We start from the raw sequence: 23371 nt of genomic DNA, 5'->3' as shown, positions 1-23371 counted from the left end.
AACCTGGTGGACTACGCCATCCCGGGCAACGACGACGCCATCCGCGCCGTGCAGCTGTACGTGCGCGCCGCCGCCGACGCCGTGCTCGAGGGCAAGGCCGCCTCGCCGCAGGCCCACGTGGCCGCCGACGACGACTTCGTCGAGCTCGACGGCGAAGGCAACCCGGTCGCCAAGGAAGACAAGAAGGCCGCCCCGCGCGCCCGCGCCCCGCGCGCCCCGCGTCCGGCCAAGTAAGAACGGCGTCACGCCGCGGCGCCACCGTGCGTCGCGGCACCCCCTTTCACGCACGCCGGCCCCTCGCCGGCGCGCCACACACTGAATCTGGAGACCCCCATGGAAATCACTGCTTCCCTGGTCAAGGAACTGCGCGAGCGCACCGGCGCCGGCATGATGGAATGCAAGAAGGCCCTGTCCGAGAACGGCGGTGACATCGACGCCGCGGCCGAGGCCCTGCGCAAGTCCGGCCTGGCCAAGGCCGACAAGAAGGCCGGCCGCGTGGCCGCCGAAGGCCGCATCGTCGCGGCCCAGGACGGCGGCAAGGCCGTGCTGGTCGAGGTCAACTCGGAAACCGACTTCGTGGCCAAGGACGACAACTTCCTGGCCTTCGCCGACGCCGTCGCCCAGGCCGCCCTGGCCTCCGGCGCCGCCGACGCCGACGCCCTGAAGTCGGCCAAGGTCGGCTCCGGCGACACCGTCGAGGAAGCCCGCGCTGCCGTCATCGCCAAGGTCGGCGAGAACGTGCAGGTCCGTCGCCTCGCCCGTATCGAAAGCGCCAACCACGTCGCCGCCTACATCCACGGCGGCCGCATCGGCGTGCTGGTCGAGCTCAAGGGCGGCGACGCCGAGCTGGCCCGCGGCATCGCGATGCACGTGGCGGCGATGAACCCGCCTTACAACAAGGCCGCCGACGTGCCGGCCGAGTTCGTCGAGAAGGAAAAGGAAATCGAGATGGCGAAGATGTCCGACAAGGACAAGTCCAAGCCCGCCGAGATCCTCGAGAAGATCATGGCCGGCAAGGTCGCCAAGATCGTCAACGAAGTCACCCTGTACGGCCAGGCCTACGTCCTGAACACCGACCAGACCGTCGAGCAGGCCGTGAAGGCCGCCGGCGCCGACGTGGTGCAGTTCCAGCGCCTGGCCGTCGGCGAAGGCATCGAGAAGGTGGTCGAGGACTACGCCGCCGAAGTGATGAAGCAGGCCGGCCTGGCCTGAGCCATCGCGACACGTGTTGCCGGAAGGGCCGCGGGGCAACCCGCGGCCCTTTCTTTTGCCTGAACAACCCGGGCCGGGTTCATCCGGGGTTGGGCCGGGGCTTGCAAGTCTCCGGACACCCTCCAATCCGGGAGATTCCCCCATGAAAACCCGCGCCCCCCTCGCCTGCCTCGCCCTGCTCGCCACCGCCCCGGCGCTGGCCCAGAACGTCGAATCCGGCCCGCAGACCCGCTTCGAGGCCCAGACCGGCCCGGTGACCGTGGTCTCGGTGCAGCCGCCGCTGCCCAACGCCAGTGATTACGCGCTGAAGGTCGCCGACCTCGACGCCAACGGCGACAACCGCCTGAGCCGCGCCGAAGTGCCCGACGACCATGCCCTGCGCTTCGAGTGGAAACTGGTCGACCGCAACCGCGACGGCTATGTGACCGACGACGAGCTGGCCAACTGGAAATAATCGGTCGGGGCCCGCAATCGGCTAGAATTCCGCCGTTTGCCCAGCCAACGGAGAGCCCCATGAGCACCCAGCCCCTGAAGTACCGCCGCATCCTGCTCAAGCTCTCCGGCGAGGCCCTGATGGGCCACGAGGACTACGGCATCGACCCGAAGGTGATCCAGGCCATGGCCAAGGACATCGTCGAGGCGCAGCAGGCCGGCGCCCAGATCGGCCTGGTGATCGGCGGCGGCAACATCTTCCGCGGCGCCGGCCTGGCCGAGGCCGGCATGGACCGCGTCACCGGCGACCACATGGGCATGCTGGCGACGGTCATCAACGCCCTGGCCATGGCCGACGCGCTGGAGAAGGAAGGCGGCTTCGCCCGCGTGATGAGCGCGATCAAGATCAACGAGGTCTGCGAGGACTACATCCGCCGACGCGCCATCCGGCACATGGAAAAGGGCCGCATCGCCCTGTTCGCCGCCGGCACCGGCAATCCCTTCTTCACCACCGACTCGGCCGCCGGCCTGCGCGCCAGCGAGATCGGCGCCGACCTGCTGCTCAAGGCCACCAAGGTCGACGGCATCTATGACAGCGACCCGAAGAAGAACAAGGACGCCAAGCGTTTCGAGCACCTGACCTACGACGAGGTTATCGCCCGCAACCTGCAGGTGATGGACACCGCCGCGTTCGCGCTGTGCCGCGACAACAAGGTGCCGGTGCGCATCTACGACATGATGCAGCCGGGCGCGCTGATGCGGATCCTGCGCGGCGAGTCGCTGGGCACCCTGGTCGACGCGGGCTGAGCGCCGCCGCGCGCCAGCGCCTATAATCCCGGGCTTGCCCCAGAAACCGACCCGTCCGCGGAGCCAGCGATGCTCGAAGAAATCAAGAAAGACGCCCAGACCCGCATGAACAAGTCCGTCGAGGCCTTCCGCCACGACCTGACCAAACTGCGCACGGGCCGGGCCACCACCGCCCTGGTCGACCACCTGAAGGTGAACTACTACGGTTCGGACATGCCGCTGACCCAGGTCGCCAGCGTGTCGGTGTCCGATGCCCGCTCGCTGACCATCACGCCCTGGGAAAAGGGCATGGTGTCGGCGGTCGAGAAGGCCATCCTGGCCTCCGACCTGGGCCTGACCCCGAACACCGCCGGCACCGTCATCCGGATCAACCTGCCACCGCTCACCGAGGAGCGCCGCAAGGAGCTGTCCAAGCACGTGCATGCCGAAGGCGAAAACGCCAAGGTCGCCATCCGCAACGTGCGCCGCGACGCCATCCAGAACGTCAAGGAGCTGCTGAAGGAAAAGCAGGTCACCGAGGACGACGTGCGCCGCAGCGAAGACGAGATCCAGAAGCTCACCGACAAGGCCGTCAAGGACGTCGACGAGGTGGTCAAGGCCAAGGAACAGGAGCTGATGGCGGTTTGAGCCAGGCCGCCACGATGCCCGCCCCGCCCAGCGCGCGGCTGCCCCGCCACCTGGCCGTCATCATGGACGGCAATGGCCGCTGGGCGCAGCGCCGCAACCGGCCGCGCACGCTCGGCCACCGCGCCGGCGCCAAGGCGGTGCAGGTCTGCGTGGACTACTGCCTGTCGCGCGGCATCGGTGCTCTCACGCTCTTCGCGTTTTCCTCGGAAAACTGGAACCGGCCCGAGGACGAGGTCGGCGCGCTGATGAAGCTGTTCCTGCGCATGCTCGACAGCGAAGTGAGCGAACTCAATCGCCGCGGCGTGCGCCTGTCCTTCATCGGCGACCGCAGCGGGTTCCCGGAGACGATCCGCGCGCGCATGGCCGAGGCCGAACGCCAGGTGCCGGCGCCCTTGAACCTGTCGCTGAACATCGCCGTCGGCTACGGCGGCCGCTGGGACATCACCCAGGCCTGCCGCAGCCTTGCCGAGGACGTCGCCGCCGGCCGGCTGGCCCCGGCCGACATCACCGAGTCGCTGCTCGATGCGCGCATCAGCCTGGGCGGGCAGCCGCCGCCGGACCTGTTCATCCGCACCGGCGGCGACCTGCGCATCAGCAATTTCCTGCTCTGGCAGCTGGCCTACACCGAACTGTGGTTCACCGAAACGCTGTGGCCGGACCTGGACGAAGCCGTGCTCGACGCCGCCATGGCCGATTTCGCCGACCGCGAGCGCCGCTTCGGCCTGACCAGCGCCCAGGTCGCCGGGGGTGCCACGTGAGCCGGCGCCAGCGGGTGACCACGGCCCTGGTGCTGGCGCCGCTGCCGATCCTGGCGGTGCTGTTCCTGCCCACGCCCTGGCTGGCCGCCATCGTCGCGCTGGTGCTGCTGGCCGGCCTGTGGGAATGGACCCACTTCGCCGGCGTCCACGATCGCCTGCCGCGCGCGGCCTTCCTGACCGCCAATGCGCTGGTGATGGCCGCCCTGGTCTGGGGCGGCGGCCCCAGCCTGTTCACGCTCAAGCTGATGAGCCTGGTCGGCGTGCTCTGGTGGGGCCTGGTCTGCGTCTGGTTGGCCCGCCCCGCCTTCGGCAAGGCCGACACGCCCGCCAACCGCAGCCTCAAGCTGCTGGCCGGCACCCTGGGCATCATCCCGGCCTGGTGCGCACTCGGCTGGCTGCATTCGGAAGACCCCTACGGCGCCCGCTGGACCCTGTTCGCGGTGGCCATCGTCTGGGCCGCCGACAGCGGCGCCTATTTCGCCGGCTCCCGCTGGGGCAAGCGCAAGCTGGCGCCCACGATCAGCCCCGGCAAGAGCTGGGAAGGCGTTTACGGCGGCCTGGTCACCTGCGCGCTGCTGGCGATCCCGGCCGTACCGCTGCTGGGCCTGGCCTGGTCGCAGCTGCCGGCGCTGTGGCTGGTGACGCTGGCGGTGGCGGCGATCTCGGTGGTCGGCGACCTGTTCGAGAGCCTCATGAAGCGGCATTCGGGGGTCAAGGACTCCGGCGACCTGTTCCCGGGCCACGGTGGCCTGATGGACCGCCTGGACAGCCTGCTGGCCGCCCTGCCGGTCTTCGTGGTGGGCAAGGCATGGCTGGGCCTCTGAAAAAGATCGCGCTGCTGGGCGCCACCGGGTCGATCGGCAGTTCCACCCTCGACGTCGTGGCCCGGCATCCGGACCGCTTCCGGGTCGGCGCGCTCAGCGCCCATGGCCGCGTGGACGCCCTGCTGGCCCTGTGCGAGCGATTCCGCCCCGACACCGCCGTCGTGGCCGACCCGGCCGCCTACACGGCGCTGCGCGACGGCCTGGCCGCACTGGGCCTGCCCACCCGCGCCCTGGCCGGCCCGGACGCCCTGGACGAGGTCGCCACCGACCCGGCCAACGACACCGTGGTCGCCGCGATCGTCGGCGCCGCCGGCATGGCCTCGACCCTGGCCGCTGCCCGGGCCGGCAAGCGCCTGCTGCTGGCCAACAAGGAATCGGTGGTGCTGGCCGGCGACCTGCTGATGCAGGCGGCCCGCGGAGGCGGCGCCACGCTGCTGCCGGTCGACAGCGAACACAACGCGATCTTCCAGTGCCTGCCCGCCGACGGCAGCCGCCAGGGCGTGCGGCGCCTGCTGCTGACCGCCTCGGGCGGCCCCTTCCGCGGCCGCGACCGCGCCGCACTGGCGGCGGTGACCCCCGAACAGGCCTGCGCCCACCCCAACTGGTCGATGGGCCCGAAGATTTCCGTCGATTCGGCGACGCTGATGAACAAGGGCCTGGAAGTGATCGAGGCCCGGCACCTGTTCGGCCTGCCGCCGGCACAGATCGAGGTGGTGGTGCACCCGCAGAGCGTCATCCACTCCCTGGTCGATTACATCGACGGCTCGGTGCTCGCCCAGCTGGGCAATCCGGACATGCGCACGGCCCTTGCCTACGGCCTGGCCTGGCCCGAACGCCTGGACTCGGGCGTCGCCCCGCTGGACCTGGCGGCCCTGGCCCGCTTCGACTTCGAACCGCCGGACCTGGCAACCTTCCCCTGCCTGGCCCTGGCCTACCGCGCGCTGGAAGCCGGCGGCAGCGCCCCGGCGGTGCTCAACGCCGCCAATGAAGTGGCCGTTTCAGCCTTCCTTCAGGGCAAACTGGGCTTCCTTGGCATCCCGGACCTGGTCGGAGCCTGCCTGGATGCCCATCCGGGCGGCCCGGCCGGCTCCCTGGACGACCTGCTTGAAACCGACGCCGCGGCCCGGCGCCTGGCCGAAGACATGATCGCGAGGATGCGGCGGCAATGACGGAATTCTTCGGCTCGGTGTGGTGGCTCATCGTGAGCCTCGGCATCCTGGTCACCTTCCACGAGTTCGGCCACTACTGGGTCGCGCGCCGCTGCGGCGTGCGCGTGCTGCGGTTCTCGGTCGGCTTCGGCAAGCCGGTCTGGAAGCGCATCGGCCGTGACGGCACGGAATACGTCGTGGCCTGGATCCCGCTCGGCGGCTACGTGAAGATGCTCGACGAGCGCGAAGTCGAGGTCGCGCCGTCCGAACGGCATGAAAGCTTCAACGCCAAGACCGTCTGGCAGCGCATCGCCATCGTCGCCGCCGGGCCGATCGCCAACCTGCTGCTGTGCATCGCGCTGCTGTGGCTGATGTTCGTGGTCGGCAAGCCCGACTTCCAGCCCGACATCGGCCGCGCCGAGGGTATCGCCGCCGAAGCCGGCTTCCAGGCCGGCGACCGCCTGCTGGAAGTGGACGGCCGCGCCACCCGTACCTGGAGCGAGGCCGGCATCGCCCTGGCCACCGCCGTGATCGACCGCGAGCCGACCGCCGTGCGCGTGCGCACCGCCGAAGGGGACGAACGCGTGCGCCTGCTGCCGCTGGACCGCCCCGGCCTGCAGCTGAGCGAGGAACAGCCCTTCACCGACCTGGGCCTGCGCCCGGCCTGGCCGGCGGTGATCGGCGAGGTCGCTCCGGGCTCGGCGGCCGAGGCCGCGGGCCTGCGCGCCGGCGACCGCATCGTTGCGCTGGGTGGCCGCCCGGTGCACACCTACGACCAGGTGGCCCCGCTGGTCCAGGAACTGGCCCGCCCGGACGCCGCCCTGGCCGTACAGGTCGAGCGTGACGGACGCCGGCAGGGCTTCGAGGTCCGGCCCCGCCAGGTCGAATACGACGGGCGGCCGGTCTGGCAGCTGGGCGTGCTGGCGGCGCCCCGCGACCAGGACGCGCTGCTGCGCTTCGGGCCGCTGGCCGCGGTGCCGGTCGCGCTGGCCGAGACCCGCCAGATGACCTCCGACGTGCTGGGCATGCTCTGGCGCATGGTCTCCGGGCAGGCGTCGCTGAAGAACATTTCCGGCCCGATCACCATCGCCCGGGTCGCCAACGGCAGCGCCGGGCTGGGCCCGGCCTGGTTCCTGAACTTCCTCGCGATCCTGTCGCTGAGCCTGTTCATCATGAACCTGCTGCCCATCCCCGTCTTGGATGGGGGGCACCTGCTGTATTACCTTATCGAGCTGGTCAAGGGCAGTCCGGTCGGCGAACGCGGCCTGATGGCGGGCCAATACATCGGCCTGGCCCTGCTGGCCGGGCTGATGGGATTGGCCTTCTACAACGATATCCTCCGGCTCGGCTCTTGAGCTTCCACCCATTGCGGGCGATTCCGCCCGGTTTCCACGGATTGATGATGACGCGACCCACTGTCCGCCGCTGCCTCCTGAGCATTGCGCTCGCCGCCGCCCTTGCCGGCCCCGCCCACGCCCAGAACTACGAGGCCTTCGAAGTCGCCGACATCCGCGTCGAGGGCCTGCAGCGCATTTCCGCGGGTACGGTCTTCACCTACCTTCCGGTCGAGCGCGGCGACGTGCTCGACCGCAGCCGTTCCGGCGACGCCATCCGCGCGCTGTTCCGCACCGGCTTCTTCAGCGACGTCCGGCTCGAGCGCCAGGGCGACATCCTGGTGGTGGTGGTCACCGAGCGGCCCGCGATCAACTCGATCACGCTGACCGGCAACAAGGACATCAAGACCGATGACCTGATGGGCGGCCTGCGCAGCATCGGCCTGGCCGAGGGCGAGACCTACAACCCGCTCAACCTCGACCGCATCACCCAGGAACTGATCCGCCAGTACAACAACCGCGGCAAGTACAACGTCTCGATCCAGCCGACGATCACCAACCTCGACCGCAACCGCGTCGACGTCACGATCGTCATCAGCGAAGGCAAGGCCGCGCGCATCCGCGACATCAACATCGTCGGCAACGAGACCTTCATCGAGGAAGACCTGCGCGAAAGCTGGGAATCGGACACCAGCAACTGGCTGTCCTGGTACCGCCGCGACGACCAGTACTCGCGCGAGAAGCTTTCGGGCGACCTCGAGAAGCTGAGCAACTACTACCTCGACCGCGGCTACGTCGACTTCAACGTCGAATCCACCCAGGTCGCGATCAGCCCCGACAAGCGCAACATCTTCATCACCGCCAACCTCGCCGAGGGCGAGGTCTACACCATCGGCGAGGTCAAGGTCTCGGGCAACACCATCCTGCCGGTCGAGGAGATGGAGAAGCTGCTGTTCGTCAGCGAGGGCGGCACGTTCTCGCGCGCCCGGGTCGAGCTGAGCACCGACGCGATGATCGCGGTGCTGGGCAACATCGGCTACGCCTTCGCCCAGGTCAACCCGATCCCGGACATCGATCGCGAGAACCGCGTCGTCGGCCTGAACTTCTTCGTCGAGCCGGGCCCGCGCGTGCAGGTCCGCCGCATCGTGTTCAAGGGCAACACCGGCACCGCCGACGAGGTCATGCGCCGCGAGATGCGCCAGTTCGAGGGCGCCTGGTTCTCGCAGGCCGCTGTCGACCGCTCCAAGGTCCGCCTGCAGCGCCTGGGCTTCTTCGAGGAAGTCGAGATCGAGACTCCCGAAGTCGCCGGCGCGCCCGACCAGGTGGACGTGGTCGTCACCGTCAAGGAACGCAACTCCGGCCAGTTCACCTTCGGCTTGGGCTACCAGCAGACCTTCGGCCTGATCACCAGCCTGCAGCTGGTGCAGAACAACTTCCTGGGCACCGGCAACCGCGTGTCCATCGCGGTGCAGAACAACAGCTACTCCAAGCAGTACTCGCTGGGCTTCACCGACCCCTACTTCACCGATTCGGGCGTCAGCGTCGGCTACAACCTCAGCCACAGCGACTACAGCTATTCGCGCCAGGACGCCAACCTCGCCCAGTACAACAACGCCGTGTCCTCGGGCGAAGTGCTGGTCGGCCTGCCGCTGACCGAAACCGACTCGATCCAGTTCTCCCTGGGCATCGACCGCAACTCGATCACCACCCAGGACGGCTTCACGCCCGAACCGCTGATCCAGTACCTGGTCAGCACCCTCGGCGACCGCCAGCGCGGCCCGCAGTTCCACGTCGACGACGACCAGGACCCGGAAACGCCGATCGAGAACGACGACGAGGACGAGGACAACCCGGACATCCTGCGCATCGGCGGCTCGCGCCAGTGGAACGTGAACGCCTGGCGCCTGCAGACCGGCTGGGTGCGCGACTCGCGCAACGACTACCTGCTGCCGACCCGCGGCACCTACCATCGCGTCAACGGTGAATTCGTCCTGCCCGGCAGCGACCTCGAGTACTACAAGCTCGGCTACAACTTCGAACACTACCTGCCGCTGACCAACTGGCTGGTGATGAAGCTCGGCGTCGAACTGGGCTATGGCGACAGCTACGGCGACACCGCCGACGCGCTGTGCCCGAGCTTCGACAACGAAGGCGACATCATCACCACCACCACCGACTGCGGCCTGCCCTTCTTCCGCAACTATTACGCCGGTGGCCCGAACTCGATCCGCGGCTTCGAGGTGAACACGGTGGGCCCGACCTACCAGTTCACCAACGACGGCTTCCGCCAGCCGATCGGCGGTTCGCTCAAGACCGCCGGCACGGTGGAGTTCTACTTCCCGACCCTGTTCGACAGCCGCGGCACCCGCCTGTCGGCCTTCATCGACTACGGCAACGTCTACAACGGCTTCGACGACTGGGAAGCCAAGACGCTGCGCATCTCGACCGGCGTGGCGCTGCAGTGGCAGTCCCCGATGGGTCCGATCCAGATCAGCTACGCCCTGCCGATCCAGCGCGAGCGCTCGGACCAGATCGAACGCCTGCAGTTCACCTTCGGCGGCAGCTTCTAAGGCCGGGGCGATGCCGGCCCCGTCGCCGACGCTGGCCGAGCTCGCCGGGCGCTTCCAGCTGGGCCTGCGCGGCGACGGCGGCGTCCGCATCCGCGGCGTCGCCACGCTGGCCGCTGCCGGCGAAGGCCAGCTGGCCTTCCTGGCCAATCCCCGCTACCGGCAGGAACTGGCCGGCACCGGGGCCTCGGCGGTGGTGCTGGCCGAAGCCGATGCCGATGGCTGCCCCGTGCCCTGCCTGGTCGCCGCGTCGCCGTATGTGGCCTTCGCCCGGATCGCGGCGCTGTTCGAATCCACGCCGGCCCGTGCCCCGGGCGTGCACCCGTCGGCCGTGGTTGCCGAAGACGCCGAGGTGGCACCCGACGCCCACGTGGGCCCCTTCGCCAGCATTGGTGCCCGAAGCCGCATCGGCGCCGGCGCCGTCATCGGCCCGGGCTGTGTCATCGGCGACGACTGCGAGGTCGGGCCAGGCTCCGAGCTGATCGCGCGCGTCACCCTGGTCACGCGCGTGCGCCTTGGCGCCCGGGTGCGCGTGCATCCGGGCGCGGTGATCGGCGCCGAAGGCTTCGGCCTGGCCATGGATGCCGGCCAGTGGCTGAAGGTGCCGCAGCTGGGCGGCGTGCAGGTCGGCGACGACTGCGAGATCGGCGCCAACACCTGCATCGACCGCGGTGCGCTCGAGGACACCGTGCTCGAAGAAGACGTGCGCCTGGACAACCTGGTGCAGGTCGGCCACAACGTGCGCATCGGCGCGCATACGGCGATGGCAGGCTGCGTCGCGGTCGCCGGCTCGGCCCGCATCGGCCGCTATTGCCTGGTCGGCGGCGGCGCCGGCATCGCCGGCCACCTGTCGGTCTGCGACCGGGTCACGATCACCGCGATGAGCCTGGTCACCGCCTCGATCACCGAGCCGGGTGAATACGCTTCGGCCATGGCCGCGCAGGAGGCCCGGCGTTTTCGCCGCAATGCCGCCCGGTTCCGGCAATTGGACGCGCTGGCGCGTAGAATGGTCGCCCCGCCCAAGGATTGAATCCGCCAAGGACCCCCAGGATGAGCCAAGACGCCATCAAGCTACCCGTGGATGTCGGCTGCATCCTGCACCTGCTGCCCCACCGCTACCCCTTCCTGCTGATCGACCGCGTGGTCGAGCTCGATGCGCACAAGCGCATCCGCGCGCTCAAGAACGTCACCTTCAACGAACCCTATTTCCAGGGCCATTTCCCGGGCCGCCCGGTGATGCCCGGCGTGCTGGTGATCGAAGCCATGGCCCAGGCCGGCGGCCTGCTCACCCAGCTGTCGCTGCCGCGCGACGCGATCGGCGAAGGCAAGCTCTTCTACCTGGTGAAGGTGGACAACGCGCGCTTCAACCGCATGGTGGTGCCGGGCGACCAGCTCGACATCGAGGTGGTGCTAAAGCGCAACATCCGCAACATGGCCCTTTACGAATGCTGCGCCCGCGTCGATGGCCAGGTGGTCGCCAGCGCCGAGATCCTGTGCGCCGAGGGCAAGGAATAGGATGATCCACCCGACGGCCCTGATCGACGCTTCGGCGCGGATCGGCGAGCGGGTCGAGGTCGGCCCCTACGCCATCATCGGCGCCGACGTGCAGGTCGGCGACGGCTGCCGGATCGGCCCGCACGCGGTCATCAGCGGGCCGACCCGCATCGGCCGCGACAACGTCATCCATGCCCATGCCACGGTCGGCAACGACCCGCAGGACAAGAAGTTCGCCGGAGAACGCACCGAACTGGTCATCGGCGACGGCAACACGATCTTCGAGTTCACGACGATCAGCCGCGGCACCGGCGACGGCGGCGGCGTCACCCGCATCGGCAACCACAACTGGATCATGGCCTACGTGCACATCGCCCACGACTGCGTCGTCGGCGACCACTGCATCCTGGCCAACAACGCCACCCTGGCCGGCCACGCCGAACTGGGCGACTGGGCGATCCTGGGCGGCTTCGCCGGCATCCACCAGTTCTGCAAGATCGGCGCGCATGCATTCATCGGCATGGGCAGCCTGGTCAACGCCGACGTGCCGCCGTTCGTGATGGTCGCCGACAAGTACGCGGCGCCGCGCGGCATCAATGCCGAAGGCCTGAAGCGGCGCGGCTTCGACGCCGAACGCATCGCCGCGATCAAGCGCGCCTACCGGGCGCTCTACCTATCCGGCAAGCCGCTGGCCGAAGTGCGCGGGCAACTGGCCGCCGGCGCCGCCGATTCGCAGGACGTGCAGCTGATGCTCGACTTCATCGAGCACAGCGGGCGCGGCCTGCTGCGCTGAGGCCCGGATGGGCGGCGACGCGCCGCGTCCGCTGCGTTTCGCCCTGGTCGCCGGCGAAGCCTCCGGCGACCTGCTGGGCGCGGGCCTGGTCCGCGAGCTGAAGAAACGCTTCCCCGACGCAGAGTTCGCCGGCATCGGCGGGCCGCGCATGCTGTCCGAAGGCTTCGAGGCCTGGCACGAAAGCGGCGAGCTGGCGGTGATGGGCCTGGCGGAAGTGCTGCGGCACCTGCCGCGCCTGCTGCGGCTGCGCGCGAAGCTGCGCGACCGGCTGCTGGACTGGAAGCCCGACGTGTTCATCGGCATCGACGCGCCCGATTTCAACCTTGGCCTCGAGCGCAGGCTCAAGCAGGCCGGCATCCGCACCGTGCACTACGTCAGCCCCTCGGTCTGGGCCTGGCGGGAAGGCCGCGCCGCCAAGATCGGCCGCAGCGCCGACCGGGTGCTGTGCCTGTTCCCGATGGAGCCGCCGATCTACCAGCGCCACGGTATCGACGCGCGCTTCGTCGGCCACCCGCTGGCCGAAGCCTTCGACGCCGTGCCCGACCGCCGCGCCGCGCGCGAGCGCCTGGGCCTGGCGCAGGAAATCCCGGTGCTGGCCGTGCTGCCCGGCAGCCGCCAGGGCGAGATCCAGCGCCTGTGGCCGACCTTCATCGACGCCGCGCGCATGGTCACCCTGCACCTGCCCGACCTGGCCGTGGCCGTCCCGGCCGCCGACCCGGCCTGCCGGGCCGCCATCGAACGCGGCCTGGCGAAATCGCAGCTGGCCAACGTGGCGCTGTACGACGGCCAGGCCCACGACGTGATGGTTGCTGCCGACGTGGTGCTGCTGGCCTCGGGCACGGCGGCGCTGGAAGCGATGCTGGCCAAGCGGCCGATGGTCGTGGGTTACCGCATCTCGGCGCTGACCTACCGCCTGGTGATGGCGCTGGGCCTGATGCGGGTCAGCCGCTACAGCCTGCCCAACGTGCTGGCCAACGAGCCGATCGTGCCCGAGCTGATGCAGCACGACTGCACGCCGGAAAACCTCAGCGACGCGGTTATGCTGTGGTTCCGCGACCCCGATGCCCGGGCCGCGCTGCTGCCGCGTTACGAACACATCCACGCGAAGCTGCGCGGCGACGCCGATGCCGCCGCGGCGGACGCCGTCGCCGACCTGCTGGCGGGCCGGTGAACCCACTGCTGGTCGCCGGCGTCGACGAGGCCGGCCGCGGCCCCCTGGCCGGCCCGGTGGCCGTGGCCGCGGTCATCCTCGACCCGGCGCGGCCGGTGGCCGGCCTGGGTGATTCCAAGGCGTTGTCGCAGACCCGGCGCGAAACCCTGGCGCCGCTGATCCGGGCCCAGGTCCTGGCCTGGCACGTCGAGTGGGTCTGGCCGGAAGAGATCGACCGCCTGAACATCCTGCACGCGACGATGGCCGGCATGTCGCGGGCGCTGCGTGCGCTGCAGCCGGCGCCGGTGCGCGCCCTGGTCGACGGCAACCGGCTGCCGCGCGACCTGCCCTGCCCCGCCGAGGCGCTGGTGAAGGGGGATGCGCGCGAGCCGGCGATCATGGCGGCGTCGATCCTGGCCAAGGTCGCCCGCGACCAGTACATGCGCGACCTCGAGCAGCGCTGGCCCGGTTACGGCTTCGCCCTGCACAAGGGGTATCCCACGCCGGAACACTTCGAGGCGCTGCGCCGGCTCGGCCCCTGCGAACAGCACCGCCGCAGTTTCGCGCCGGTGCGGGCGCTGCTGGCGCCAACGCTGCTCGACTGAACGACCCGGCACTGGACACCCGCGCCGCGCAGGCGTAGACCGGCAGCTGCATCCCGGCGGATGCGGCGGTACGCGGCCACCGCCGACCAGCCGCGCACCGCGCCCCCCACCGGCCGGCAGCGAGGACTGCCATGCGCCACGACCCTCCCCTCCCGGCAGGCGCGCCCCTGCCCCTGCCCCGCATTGTCCGCCACGACGGCCCCGCCTTTGCCGGACCGGTGCCGATCGCGCCGCGCGCCATCGCGGAATTCAACGACCTGCTGCACGAACTGCATCCGGATGCGCCGCACGTGGACGCCGACGCACTGGCGAGCGTCGCAAGCTGGCTGGTCGGCCTGCCGACCGACGAAGCCGAGGCCCTGCTGCAGGCGCGGCTCGGCCGTCTGACCGAACTGCAGGCCCTGGCCGCCGACCCCGACTGGGCCGTCGAACCGGCGCTGGCACGCCGCATCGCCCGCCTGCTCGACTACGTCGAACGCGTGCGCGACCTGATTCCCGACGACACGCCGCGGGTCGGGCGTCTCGACGACGCGCTGCTGGTGGAGCTGGCCTGGCCGATGGTCGCCGAGGAACTGGAGGACTACCGGGATTTCCAGCGATTCCGCGAGGAATCCGGCGACGCCTTCGGCGGCCATCCGGGCCGCGAACAGTGGCTGCAGTCGCGGCTGGAGGAAGGCGCGCTGTGGGAACAGCTGCACCGCGTGCGCCACCAGCACTACGTCGATTACGGGCCGCTCGAGGGCGGGCTGCGGGTGGTGTGAAACGCGCTGCGAAACTGTCGCGCGGCTGAATTGGGCCGAAGGTCACGCCCACTTCCGGAACGCGACGAACACCGTGCAACGGATCAAGCTGGCGCGGCATCAATCAAGGGCAGGCACGCCGGGAATGGTTCCCGCGCCGCGTGCCCCGGGAGCGCCGCCATGCTGTCCACCTTCCACGATCCGCTCGCCCTTCCGCTGCCGCCCGAGTCCGCCGACTCCCGCCGCCGCCACGTCGGTGGCCTGGCGCTGGAAGACGCGGCCGTCGCCCGCTTCAACGCGCTGCTGGCGCAGCTCGACCCGAACGCGCCGCGGGTCAGTGCCGACCAGCTGGTCACGCTGGCGCGCTGGCTGCAGGAACAGCCCCACGAGCGCGCGGTGGCGATCCTCGCGAAGCGCCTTGGCCGGGTCGAACACCTGCGCCGCATGCTCAACGACGACGACTGGGATGTCGACGGCGAACTGCGCGAGCGCGCGCGCCTGCTCATCAGCTACCTGCGCGAGGCCAGGGACCTGATCCCCGACGAGCTGCCGCTGGTCGGGCATCTCGACGACGCCCTGCTGGTCGAGCTGGCCTGGCCGGCATTCCGGGACCAGTCGCTCGACTACGGCGATTTCTGCGCGTTCCGGCAGGAAGAACAGCCGCGCGGCACCGGTGCCGAACGCCGGCTGGCCTGGGAAAACACCCGCCTGGCCGAACTGGCGCTGCTGCAGCAGCGCCGGGACGTGCGGGCACGGCCGTATGCCGCCGGCCAGCCGCTGCCGCCGCTGTTCCGGGTGTCCTGACCGGGGCAAGCGACCCTGCCCCCGGGGTAAACTGCCGGCTCGCCCACGGCTGCCGGCATGACGCCAAGATTCGTCCACCTCCACCTGCACAGCGAATATTCGCTCACCGACTCCAGCATCCGGATCCCGGAGCTGGTGTCGCGCTGTGCCGCGCTGGGCCTGCCGGCGGTGGCGGTGACCGACACCAGCAACCTGTTCGCGCTGGTGAAGTTCTACAAGGCCGCCGAGGGCGCGGGCCTCAAGCCTCTGGCCGGCGCCGACCTGTGGATAGAAACCGGCGCCGCGCCGGCGCGCATCACCCTGCTGTGCCTGGACCAGGAAGGTTACCTGGCGCTGTCGCGCCTGATCAGCCGCGCCTATCTTGACGGCCACGCCGGCGACTACGTGGCGGTGCAGCCCGAGTGGCTGTACGCCGACTGCGCCGGCCTGGTGGCCATCGCCGGGCGCGAAAGCCCGGTCGGTCGCTGCCTGCTGGCGGGGCGCGAAGAAGCCGCGCGGCAGCAGCTCGATGAGCTGGCCCGCGCCTTTCCCGACCGGCTCTACCTCGAGCTGACGCGCACCGGGCGCGAGGGCGAGGACGCCTTCAACGCCGCTGCCGTGGCGCTGGCCGGCGAAGCGGCGCTGCCGCTGCTTGCCAGCAACGACGTGCGCTTCCTGTCGCGCGACGATTTCGAGGCGCACGAGGCGCGCGTGTGCATCGCCACCGGCCGCGTGCTCGACGATCCCAAGCGCCCGCGCGAGTACACCCGCGAGCAGTACCTGAAGTCGCCGGAGGAAATGGCCGAGCTGTTCGCCGACCTGCCCGAGGCACTGGAAAATACCGTCGAACTGGCCAAGCGCTGCAACCTGGCGCTGAGCCTGGGCAAATACTTCCTGCCCGACTTCCCGGTGCCCGAAGGCCACACGCTCGACAGCTGGATCCGCGAGGAAGCCCACCGCGGCCTCGCCGGCCGCCTGGCCCGCATCGACCTGGCGCCGGGCAAGAGCGCCTCCGACTACGCCGCGCGCCTGGACACCGAGCTCGACGTCATCGTGTCGATGGGGTTCCCGGGCTACTTCCTGATCGTCGCGGACTTCATCAACTGGTCCAAGTCCAACGACATCCCGGTCGGGCCGGGCCGAGGCTCCGGCGCCGGTTCGCTGGTGGCCTACGCGCTGGGCATCACCGACCTCGACCCGCTGCGCTACGACCTGCTGTTCGAACGGTTCCTCAACCCCGAACGCGTGTCCATGCCCGACTTCGACGTCGACTTCTGCATGGACCGGCGCGACGAGGTGATCGACTACGTCGGCCAGAAGTACGGCCGCGACAAGGTCAGCCAGATCATCACCTACGGCACCATGGCGGCGAAGGCCGCGGTGCGCGACTGCGGCCGCGTGCTGGGCCATCCCTACGGCTTCGTGGACGGCATCGCCAAGCTGATCCCCAATACGCTGGGCATCACCCTCGACGACGCCCTGGGCCTGAGCGAAAAGGCCCGCAAGGACGCCGACCTGGCATCGGCCGAACTGATCGCGCGCTACCAGTCCGAAGACGACGTGCGCGACCTGGTGGACCTGGCCCGCAGCCTCGAGGACCTGACCCGCAACGCCGGCAAGCACGCCGGCGGCGTGGTCATCGCACCTACGCCGCTGACCGACTTCAGCCCGCTGTTCGCCGAACACCTGGCCAAGGGCGAATCCTCGCGCTCGGTGGTCACCCAGTTCGACAAGGACGACGTCGAAGCCGTCGGCCTGGTGAAGTTCGACTTCCTCGGCCTGCGCACGCTGACGATCATCGATTGGGCGGTGAAGGCGATCAACGCCCGCCGCGAACGCGCCGGCATCGAGCCGGTGGACATCATCGCGCTGCCGCTCGACGACCCGGACACCTACGCGCTGCTTTCGAAGGGCCAGACCACCGCGGTCTTCCAGTTCGAATCGCGCGGCATGAAGGAGTACATCCGCAAGCTGCAGCCCTCGACCTTCGAGGACCTGATCGCGCTCGCGGCGCTGTACCGTCCCGGCCCGCTGGGCGCGGGCATGGTCGACGACTTCATCGACCGCCGCCACGGCCGCGCGGAAGTGAGCTACCCGCATCCGCTGCTCGAACCGATCCTCAAGCCCACCTACGGCGTGATCGTCTACCAGGAACAGGTGATGCAGATCGCCCAAGTCCTGGCCGGCTATTCGCTGGGCGGCGCCGACCTGCTGCGTCGCGCGATGGGCAAGAAAAAGCCCGAGGAAATGGCGAAGGAGCGCGTCAAGTTCGAAGCCGGCGCGTCCGAACGCGGCATCGCCGCCGGCAACGCCACCGCCATCTTCGACCTGATGGAGAAGTTCGCCGACTACGGCTTCAACAAGTCGCACTCGGCGGCCTATGCGCTGGTGGCCTACCAGACTGCCTGGCTCAAGGCGCATTACCCGGCCGAGTTCATGGCGGCCACGATGTCTTCGGACATGGACAACACCGAAAAGGTGGTCACGTTCCTGGACGAGGCGCGCGAGATCGGCCTGGCGGTGCTGCCGCCGGACGTGAACTCCTCCGACTACATGTTCGTCGCGCTGGACGCCAAGACGGTGCGTTATGGCCTGGGCGCGGTGAAGGGCGTCGGCCGCGGCGCCTGCGAAGCCATCGTCGAAGCCCGAAGGGCCGGCGGCGACTTCGGCGACCTGCTCGATTTCTGCCAGCGCGTGGAAAGCAGCAAGCTCAACCGCCGCGTGCTCGAAGCCCTGGTGAACGCCGGCGCGCTCGACGCGATCGGCGCCAACCGGCCGTCGCTGCTGCTGCAGATCCCCGAGGCGATGAAGGCCACCGAGCAGCTGGCGCGCGAACGCGAAGCCGGCCAGGTGTCGCTGTTCGGCGGCGGCGGTGATGCCCCGGCGATCCACATCGAACTCCCCGAAGCCCCCGACTGGCCGCTCGAAACCAAGCTGCTGGGCGAGCGCGAAACCCTGGGCCACTACCTCAGCGGCCACCCGCTCGACCCCTGGCGCGAGGAGCTGCAGTCGCTGGTCGGCGCCAGCCTGGCCGACCTCGATTCGCTGTGGAGCAGCAAGAAGGACCGCCGCGGCGAAGCGCCGGTGGTGCTGGCCGGCCTGGTCGGCGCGGTGCGCAAGCGCGGCGACACCATGGCCTTCGCGCGCATCGAGGACGGCCGCGGCCAGCTCGAGGTCGCCTTTTTCCGAGAAGCCTTCGCCGAATCGGGCCACCTGCTCTCGCGCGACCGCATCCTGCTGGTCGAAGGCAACCTGGCCGAAGACCAGTTCAGCGGCGGCTTCGTGCTGCGCGCCCGGCAGTGCTGGGACTTCCACGCCCTGTGCGCCGAACACGCCCGCCGCCTGTCGCTCACGGTAGACCTTCGCGCCAAGGGCACCTGGGAGCGCCTGGAGGCCGCCCTGGCCGGGTTCCGCCCCGGCGCCACGCCCCTGCGCCTGGACCTGCTGAGCCCGCGCAAGGCCCGCGGCAGCCTGGACGTGAACGGCGCGATGGGCGTGCGCACCGAACCCGGCCTGCTCAGCCAGCTGCGCGCCCTGCCCGGCGTCAGCCAGGTCAGCCTGGCCCTGCACCGCCCCTGGCAACAGGGTGGCTGACCGGCCCCTGCCTGTAGGAGCGCCTTCAGGCGCGAATCTTTTGCCTTGGCCTTCGGCCAGGAAGGGATTCGCGCCTGAAGGCGCTCCTACAAACTGGGGGCGAGGCCCGGTAGAATCGCGCTCCTGAGTATTTGCTCCAGGCAGCTAATGAACCCGAACTTCCTCGATTTCGAACAACCCATCGCCGAACTGGAAGCCAAGATCCAGGAACTGCGCAAGGCCAGCACCGGCCCGGCGGTGAACATCGAGACCGAGGTCAACGGCCTGCAGGAGAAACTGCGCGTCCGCACCGCCGAGATCTTCAAGGCGCTCACGCCCTGGCAGATCTCGCAGCTGGCCCGGCACCCGCAGCGGCCCTACACCAATGACTACATCGGCCTGATGTTCGACGAGTTCCACGAACTCGCCGGCGACCGCGCCTTCGCCGACGATGCCGCCATCGTCGGCGGCCTGGCGCGCATGGACGGCCGCGCGGTCATGGTCATCGGCCACCAGAAGGGCCGCGACACCAAGGCCAAGATCCGCCGCAACTTCGGCATGCCGCGCCCCGAGGGCTACCGCAAGGCCCTGCGCCTGATGAAGATGGCCGAGCGTTTCCGCCTGCCCCTGCTCACCTTCATCGACACCCCGGGCGCCTACCCCGGCGTCGGCGCCGAGGAACGCGGCCAGTCCGAGGCCATCGCCCGCAACCTGCTGGAAATGGCCGAGCTGCGCATCCCGGTCATCTGCACCGTCATCGGCGAAGGCGGCTCCGGCGGCGCGCTGGCGATCGGCGTCGGCGACCGCACGCTGATGCTCGAATACAGCACCTATTCGGTGATCTCGCCCGAAGGCTGCGCCTCGATCCTGTGGAAGTCCGCCGACAAGGCCCGCGATGCCGCCGAGGCCCTGGGCCTGACCGCCGTGCGCCTGCTCGAGCACGGCCTGATCGACAAGGTGGTGCCCGAACCCCTGGGCGGCGCCCACCGCGACCCGGCCACGATGGCGGCCACGCTCAAGCAGCAGATCCAGCTGGAGCTGGCCGCGCTCGACCCGCTCGACACGTCCGACCTGCTCGAGCGGCGCTACCAGCGCCTGCGCCGCTACGGCGCCTACGAAGCTGCCTGATTTCTAGACCCGCGGCCATCCGGACGCGGGTTTCACCAAGGGGAGTTGGAAATGGTCATTACCAAGGTTGGGGTGTTGTCGCTGGGCAAATTGCTGGGCGTGATGTACGCGGGCATCGGTGCCCTGTTCGGCCTGCTGTACGCGCTGTTCGCCGTGCTCGGCGGCGGCGCGCTGATGGCGATGGGCGGCGGCGACGGCGCCATGGGCGGCGGCATGATGATGGGCATGGGCATCGCGGCCGTGATCGTGCTGCCGATCGTGTATGGAATACTGGGCTTCATCGGCGGCCTGCTCACCGCGCTGTTCTTCAACATCGCGGCGAAGTTCGCCGGCGGCCTGGAAATCGAAGCCCACTGATCCGGACGGGCCCTGGCGCCTCCGCCCGGGCGGAGGCGCCATGGACCTGAGACTGCCCGCTGTCCCGCACGAAGGCCCGGTGCTCGTTGCCTTCAGCGGTGGAATGGATTCAAGCGTCCTGCTGCATCTGGCCGCTGGCGACCCCCGGGTCCGCGACCGCGGCCTGCGCGCGGTGCACGTCGACCACGGCCTGCACCCCCAATCGGCCGCCTGGGCGCACGCTTGCACGCAAGCCTGCAGCGCGCTGGGCGTGCCCATCGAGGTCCGGCACGTGACCGTCGTCGAACAGGGCGAAGGCCTGGAAGCCGCCGCACGCGCGGCGCGCCACGCGGCGTTCGCCGAGGTCCTGGCGCCGGGCGAGCTGCTGGCCACCGCCCACCACCGCGACGACCAGGCCGAGACCGTGCTGCTGCGCCTGCTTCGCGGCGCCGGCGATGGCCTGGCCGCGATGCGGCCCCTGCGTCCTTTCGCCGCTGGCTGGCTGTGGCGGCCGCTGCTGGACCTGCCGCGCGAAACGCTGCACGCCTGGGCCCGCGAACAGGCCCTGCACTGGCTGGAAGACCCTTCGAACGCGTCGGACCGGCACGACCGCAACTTCCTTCGCCACCACGTGCTGCCGCGCCTTGCCGGCCGCTGGCCGCAGGCCGGCCAGTCGCTGGCGCGCAGCGCCCGCCTGCTGGCGGAGCAGGCCGACCTGCTGGCCGGCGAGGACTCGCGCCGCCTGGCCCGGCTCCAGGGCCTGGACCCGTCCACGCTGTCGCTTCCGGCGCTGCTGCAGCAGTCGCCCGCCTGGCGTGCCCGCCTGCTTCGGGCCTGGACCACCGGTCTCGGCCTGCCGCCGCTGCCGGGAGACGCGCCGGCTCGCATCGAAGCCGAACTGCTGGCCTCGCGCCCGGACGCCGAAGCCCGCTTTGCCTGGTCCGGCGCCGTCATGCACCGCTGGCGGGACCTGCTGCACGCCGGGCCCGAAACCGCGCCGCTGCCGGAAGATTTCGACGCGTCTTGGTCCGGCACGGAACCGCTGCGCCTGCCGACCGGCGATGTGCTGCGTCTGGAACCCGCGTTGGCCTTCGACCCGCCGCTGCGCGTGCATGCGCGCCAGGGCGGCGAACGGATCCGGCTGCCGGGCCGGGACCACCACACGACGCTCAAGCACGCCCTGCAGGACCTGGGCGTGCCCCCGTGGGAGCGCCGCCGCCTGCCCCTGCTCAGCCACCCCGACGGTCGCCTGCTCGCCGCCGGCGACCTGCTGCTTGCAGGTGACTTCCGCGACTGGCTCGCCAAACAGGATGCGCGGCTTCGGTGGGATGTCCGCGGCGTGCAGGCCGCTGGCCCCCGTTGACCCCCCGCCGGCGAGCGCCCAAACTTCAGGCCATGGCCGCCAAGACCCCCGCATCGCCGCCGTCGCCCGTCGCGCAGTTCGAAAGCTCGCTCGACGAGCTGGAGCAGCTGGTCCAGAAGATGGAAAAGGGCGAGATGTCGCTCGACGAATCGCTTGCCGCCTACGAGCGCGGCGTCAGCCTCTACCGCCAGTGCCAGGGCGCGCTTGAACAGGCCGAACTGCGCGTGCGCCTGCTCACCGACCCGGCCGAACCCGAAGGCGCCCAGCCCTTCCAGCCCGATGCCGGCTGACCCGCGGCTCGCGCGCTGGCTGCAGCGCGTCGAAGCCCGGCTCGAAGCCAGCCTGCCCCCCGCCGACGACGCCCCTCAGGCCCTGCATGCCGCGATGCGCCACGCCGTGCTCGGCGGCGGCAAGCGCCTGCGGCCGATGCTGGTGTACGCCGCCGGCGCCGCCTTGGGCGCGGACGAAGACCTGCTCGACGCCCCCGCCGCCGCCGTCGAACTGGTGCACGCGTTCTCGCTGGTGCACGACGACCTCCCGGCGATGGACGACGACGACCTGCGCCGCGGCCGCCCGACCGTGCACGTGGCCTTCGACGAGGCCACGGCGATCCTCGCCGGTGATGCGCTGCAGGCCCAGGCCTTCAGCTTGCTCGCCGAAGAAACCCGTGCACCGCATGCGCTGCGCGTGGCCTGGCTGGCGACGCTGGCGAACGCCACCGGCGCCGCCGGCATGTGCGGCGGCCAGGCCCTGGACATGGCCGGCACCGGCGCCTCGCTGGCGCTGGCCGAGCTCGAACGCCTGCATGCGCTCAAGACCGGCGCGCTGATCCGCGCCGCCGTGCGCCTGGGCGCGCTGTCGGGATCGAACGACGAAGCGGTGCTGCGGCCGCTGGACGACTTCGCGGCGGCGCTGGGCCTGGCCTTCCAGATCCGCGACGACCTGCTCGACATCGAGGCCAGCAGCGAACAGCTGGGCAAGACCGCGGGCAAAGACCAGGCGCAGGCCAAGTCCACCTACCCCTCCCTGCTCGGCGTCGATGGCACCCGCGAGGCGCTGGCCCGACAGGTCGCGCGCATGGACGACACGCTGGCCGGACTGGGCGGCGACCGCGGGCCGCTGCGGGCGCTGGCGCGCCTGGCCGTCGAACGCCAGCACTAGGCGCCTGCCTGGTGGGAGGGACTTCAGTCCCGATGGCCAGATCGGGACTGAAGTCCCTCCCACAAGGCAATCACGCAATAAAAAAAGCGGCCCGAAGGCCGCTTTTTCGTTCCGGCGATGCCGCGCGATCAGGAAATCAGGCGCAGGGCCACCGGGTAGCGGTAGCTTTCGCCCTTGTTGGCCGCGACGCCGGCGATGATCATGAACACCAGGCCGGCGATCCAGACCAGCGGCAGCAGCAGCGCGCCGATGAGGATGAAGCTCAGCACGAAGCAGATGACATAGGCCAGGAACAGCGTGATCTGGAAGTTCAGCGCTTCCTTGGACTGCTCGGTCAGCCAGCCCTTCTCCGGCTTGTCCTTGTTGATCAGCCACATGACCAGCGGGACGATGAAGCCGAACAGGATGCCCGACAGGTGGGTGATCAGTGCAAGGGTCCGGTCTTCCTGCGGTGCGTTGGTGTGTACTGCGTCGTTCACGAGGCTCCCCCTTCTCAGTGACGCGGCGCCGAACGGCGCTGCAATCGGGCTAATTTC

The 23371-nt window shown here is 70.1% G+C and carries 24 protein-coding genes; 23 read left to right on the top strand and 1 reads right to left on the bottom strand.

Annotation, left to right across the window (positions count from 1 at the left end; translation table 11 throughout):
- The 23 genes from ACE3TE_RS06630 to ACE3TE_RS06520 all read left to right on the top strand — a co-directional run.
- The coding region (locus ACE3TE_RS06630) for a 30S ribosomal protein S2 (protein ID WP_374603349.1) at positions 1 to 234 on the top strand (234 nt) is incomplete at its 5' end.
- A 99-nt stretch (positions 235 to 333) separates the two neighbouring features.
- Positions 334 to 1212 carry a translation elongation factor Ts gene (gene tsf / locus ACE3TE_RS06625; protein ID WP_374603347.1) on the top strand — a complete coding sequence of 293 codons (879 nt, stop codon included), beginning with the start codon at positions 334 to 336 and terminating at the stop codon, positions 1210 to 1212.
- Positions 1213 to 1354: 142 nt separating this feature from the next.
- Positions 1355 to 1666 (top strand): hypothetical protein, encoded by a 312-nt coding sequence (locus tag ACE3TE_RS06620; RefSeq protein ID WP_374603346.1) that lies wholly within the window; start codon positions 1355 to 1357, stop codon positions 1664 to 1666.
- Between the two features lie 59 nt (positions 1667 to 1725).
- The gene (pyrH, locus tag ACE3TE_RS06615; RefSeq protein WP_374603344.1) at positions 1726 to 2451 is read left to right on the top strand and encodes a UMP kinase; all 726 of its coding nucleotides are present in this window, start codon (positions 1726 to 1728) and stop codon (positions 2449 to 2451) included.
- Between the two features lie 69 nt (positions 2452 to 2520).
- Positions 2521 to 3078, top strand: a complete 558-nt coding sequence (frr, locus tag ACE3TE_RS06610; RefSeq protein ID WP_374603343.1) for a ribosome recycling factor — start codon at positions 2521 to 2523, stop codon at positions 3076 to 3078.
- Positions 3079 to 3092: 14 nt separating this feature from the next.
- Positions 3093 to 3836, top strand: coding sequence for a polyprenyl diphosphate synthase (uppS, locus tag ACE3TE_RS06605; RefSeq protein WP_374603341.1), 744 nt, complete (start codon positions 3093 to 3095; stop codon positions 3834 to 3836).
- Positions 3833 to 4660, top strand: a complete 828-nt coding sequence (locus ACE3TE_RS06600) for a phosphatidate cytidylyltransferase (protein ID WP_374603340.1) — start codon at positions 3833 to 3835, stop codon at positions 4658 to 4660. The genes uppS and ACE3TE_RS06600 overlap by 4 nt, the downstream gene beginning before the upstream one ends.
- Positions 4645 to 5829, top strand: coding sequence for a 1-deoxy-D-xylulose-5-phosphate reductoisomerase (locus ACE3TE_RS06595; RefSeq protein WP_374603338.1), 1185 nt, complete (start codon positions 4645 to 4647; stop codon positions 5827 to 5829). Before ACE3TE_RS06600 ends, ACE3TE_RS06595 begins: the two co-directional genes overlap by 16 nt.
- Positions 5826 to 7163 (top strand): RIP metalloprotease RseP, encoded by a 1338-nt coding sequence (gene rseP / locus ACE3TE_RS06590; protein ID WP_374603336.1) that lies wholly within the window; start codon positions 5826 to 5828, stop codon positions 7161 to 7163. The genes ACE3TE_RS06595 and rseP overlap by 4 nt, the downstream gene beginning before the upstream one ends.
- A gap of 47 nt (positions 7164 to 7210) precedes the next feature.
- Positions 7211 to 9712: an outer membrane protein assembly factor BamA gene (gene bamA, locus ACE3TE_RS06585; RefSeq protein WP_374603334.1), complete on the top strand. Its 2502-nt coding sequence runs from the start codon at positions 7211 to 7213 to the stop codon at positions 9710 to 9712.
- 10 nt (positions 9713 to 9722) lie between these two features.
- Positions 9723 to 10739, top strand: a complete 1017-nt coding sequence (gene lpxD, locus ACE3TE_RS06580; protein WP_374603332.1) for a UDP-3-O-(3-hydroxymyristoyl)glucosamine N-acyltransferase — start codon at positions 9723 to 9725, stop codon at positions 10737 to 10739.
- 20 nt (positions 10740 to 10759) lie between these two features.
- The gene (gene fabZ / locus ACE3TE_RS06575) at positions 10760 to 11224 is read left to right on the top strand and encodes a 3-hydroxyacyl-ACP dehydratase FabZ (RefSeq protein WP_374603330.1); all 465 of its coding nucleotides are present in this window, start codon (positions 10760 to 10762) and stop codon (positions 11222 to 11224) included.
- Between the two features lies 1 nt (position 11225).
- The gene (lpxA, locus tag ACE3TE_RS06570; RefSeq protein WP_374603328.1) at positions 11226 to 11996 is read left to right on the top strand and encodes an acyl-ACP--UDP-N-acetylglucosamine O-acyltransferase; all 771 of its coding nucleotides are present in this window, start codon (positions 11226 to 11228) and stop codon (positions 11994 to 11996) included.
- A 7-nt stretch (positions 11997 to 12003) separates the two neighbouring features.
- Positions 12004 to 13167 carry a lipid-A-disaccharide synthase gene (gene lpxB / locus ACE3TE_RS06565; RefSeq protein WP_374603326.1) on the top strand — a complete coding sequence of 388 codons (1164 nt, stop codon included), beginning with the start codon at positions 12004 to 12006 and terminating at the stop codon, positions 13165 to 13167.
- Complete coding sequence (gene rnhB / locus ACE3TE_RS06560; protein WP_374603324.1) at positions 13164 to 13751, top strand: ribonuclease HII; 588 nt, start codon at positions 13164 to 13166, stop codon at positions 13749 to 13751. The genes lpxB and rnhB overlap by 4 nt, the downstream gene beginning before the upstream one ends.
- 131 nt (positions 13752 to 13882) lie before the next feature.
- Complete coding sequence (locus ACE3TE_RS06555; protein ID WP_374603322.1) at positions 13883 to 14512, top strand: hypothetical protein; 630 nt, start codon at positions 13883 to 13885, stop codon at positions 14510 to 14512.
- A 159-nt stretch (positions 14513 to 14671) separates the two neighbouring features.
- On the top strand, positions 14672 to 15295 hold the full coding sequence (locus tag ACE3TE_RS06550) for a hypothetical protein (protein ID WP_374603320.1): 624 nt from the start codon (positions 14672 to 14674) through the stop codon (positions 15293 to 15295).
- A gap of 57 nt (positions 15296 to 15352) precedes the next feature.
- A complete protein-coding gene (gene dnaE / locus ACE3TE_RS06545; protein ID WP_374603318.1) occupies positions 15353 to 18868 on the top strand; it encodes a DNA polymerase III subunit alpha in 3516 nt (1171 codons plus the stop codon).
- Between the two features lie 147 nt (positions 18869 to 19015).
- Positions 19016 to 19975 carry an acetyl-CoA carboxylase carboxyltransferase subunit alpha gene (locus tag ACE3TE_RS06540; RefSeq protein WP_374603316.1) on the top strand — a complete coding sequence of 320 codons (960 nt, stop codon included), beginning with the start codon at positions 19016 to 19018 and terminating at the stop codon, positions 19973 to 19975.
- Between the two features lie 51 nt (positions 19976 to 20026).
- A complete protein-coding gene (locus ACE3TE_RS06535; RefSeq protein ID WP_374603314.1) occupies positions 20027 to 20332 on the top strand; it encodes a hypothetical protein in 306 nt (101 codons plus the stop codon).
- A gap of 40 nt (positions 20333 to 20372) precedes the next feature.
- Positions 20373 to 21674 carry a tRNA lysidine(34) synthetase TilS gene (tilS, locus tag ACE3TE_RS06530; RefSeq protein ID WP_374603312.1) on the top strand — a complete coding sequence of 434 codons (1302 nt, stop codon included), beginning with the start codon at positions 20373 to 20375 and terminating at the stop codon, positions 21672 to 21674.
- Positions 21675 to 21706: 32 nt separating this feature from the next.
- The gene (locus ACE3TE_RS06525; protein ID WP_374603310.1) at positions 21707 to 21964 is read left to right on the top strand and encodes an exodeoxyribonuclease VII small subunit; all 258 of its coding nucleotides are present in this window, start codon (positions 21707 to 21709) and stop codon (positions 21962 to 21964) included.
- Positions 21954 to 22835 (top strand): polyprenyl synthetase family protein, encoded by an 882-nt coding sequence (locus ACE3TE_RS06520; RefSeq protein ID WP_374603308.1) that lies wholly within the window; start codon positions 21954 to 21956, stop codon positions 22833 to 22835. The genes ACE3TE_RS06525 and ACE3TE_RS06520 overlap by 11 nt, the downstream gene beginning before the upstream one ends.
- Positions 22836 to 22963: 128 nt before the next feature.
- Here the strand turns inward: ACE3TE_RS06520 and ACE3TE_RS06515 are convergent, their stop codons facing one another.
- Positions 22964 to 23314, bottom strand: coding sequence for a DUF4870 domain-containing protein (locus ACE3TE_RS06515; RefSeq protein ID WP_374603306.1), 351 nt, complete (start codon positions 23312 to 23314; stop codon positions 22964 to 22966).
- Between the last annotated feature and the right edge of the window lie 57 nt (positions 23315 to 23371).

Source organism: Arenimonas sp. (assembly GCF_041919775.1).
Taxonomy (GTDB): Bacteria; Pseudomonadota; Gammaproteobacteria; order Xanthomonadales; family Xanthomonadaceae; genus Arenimonas.
Note: the sequence above shows the minus strand (reverse complement) of the source record. Positions and strands in the feature narration are given on the sequence as shown.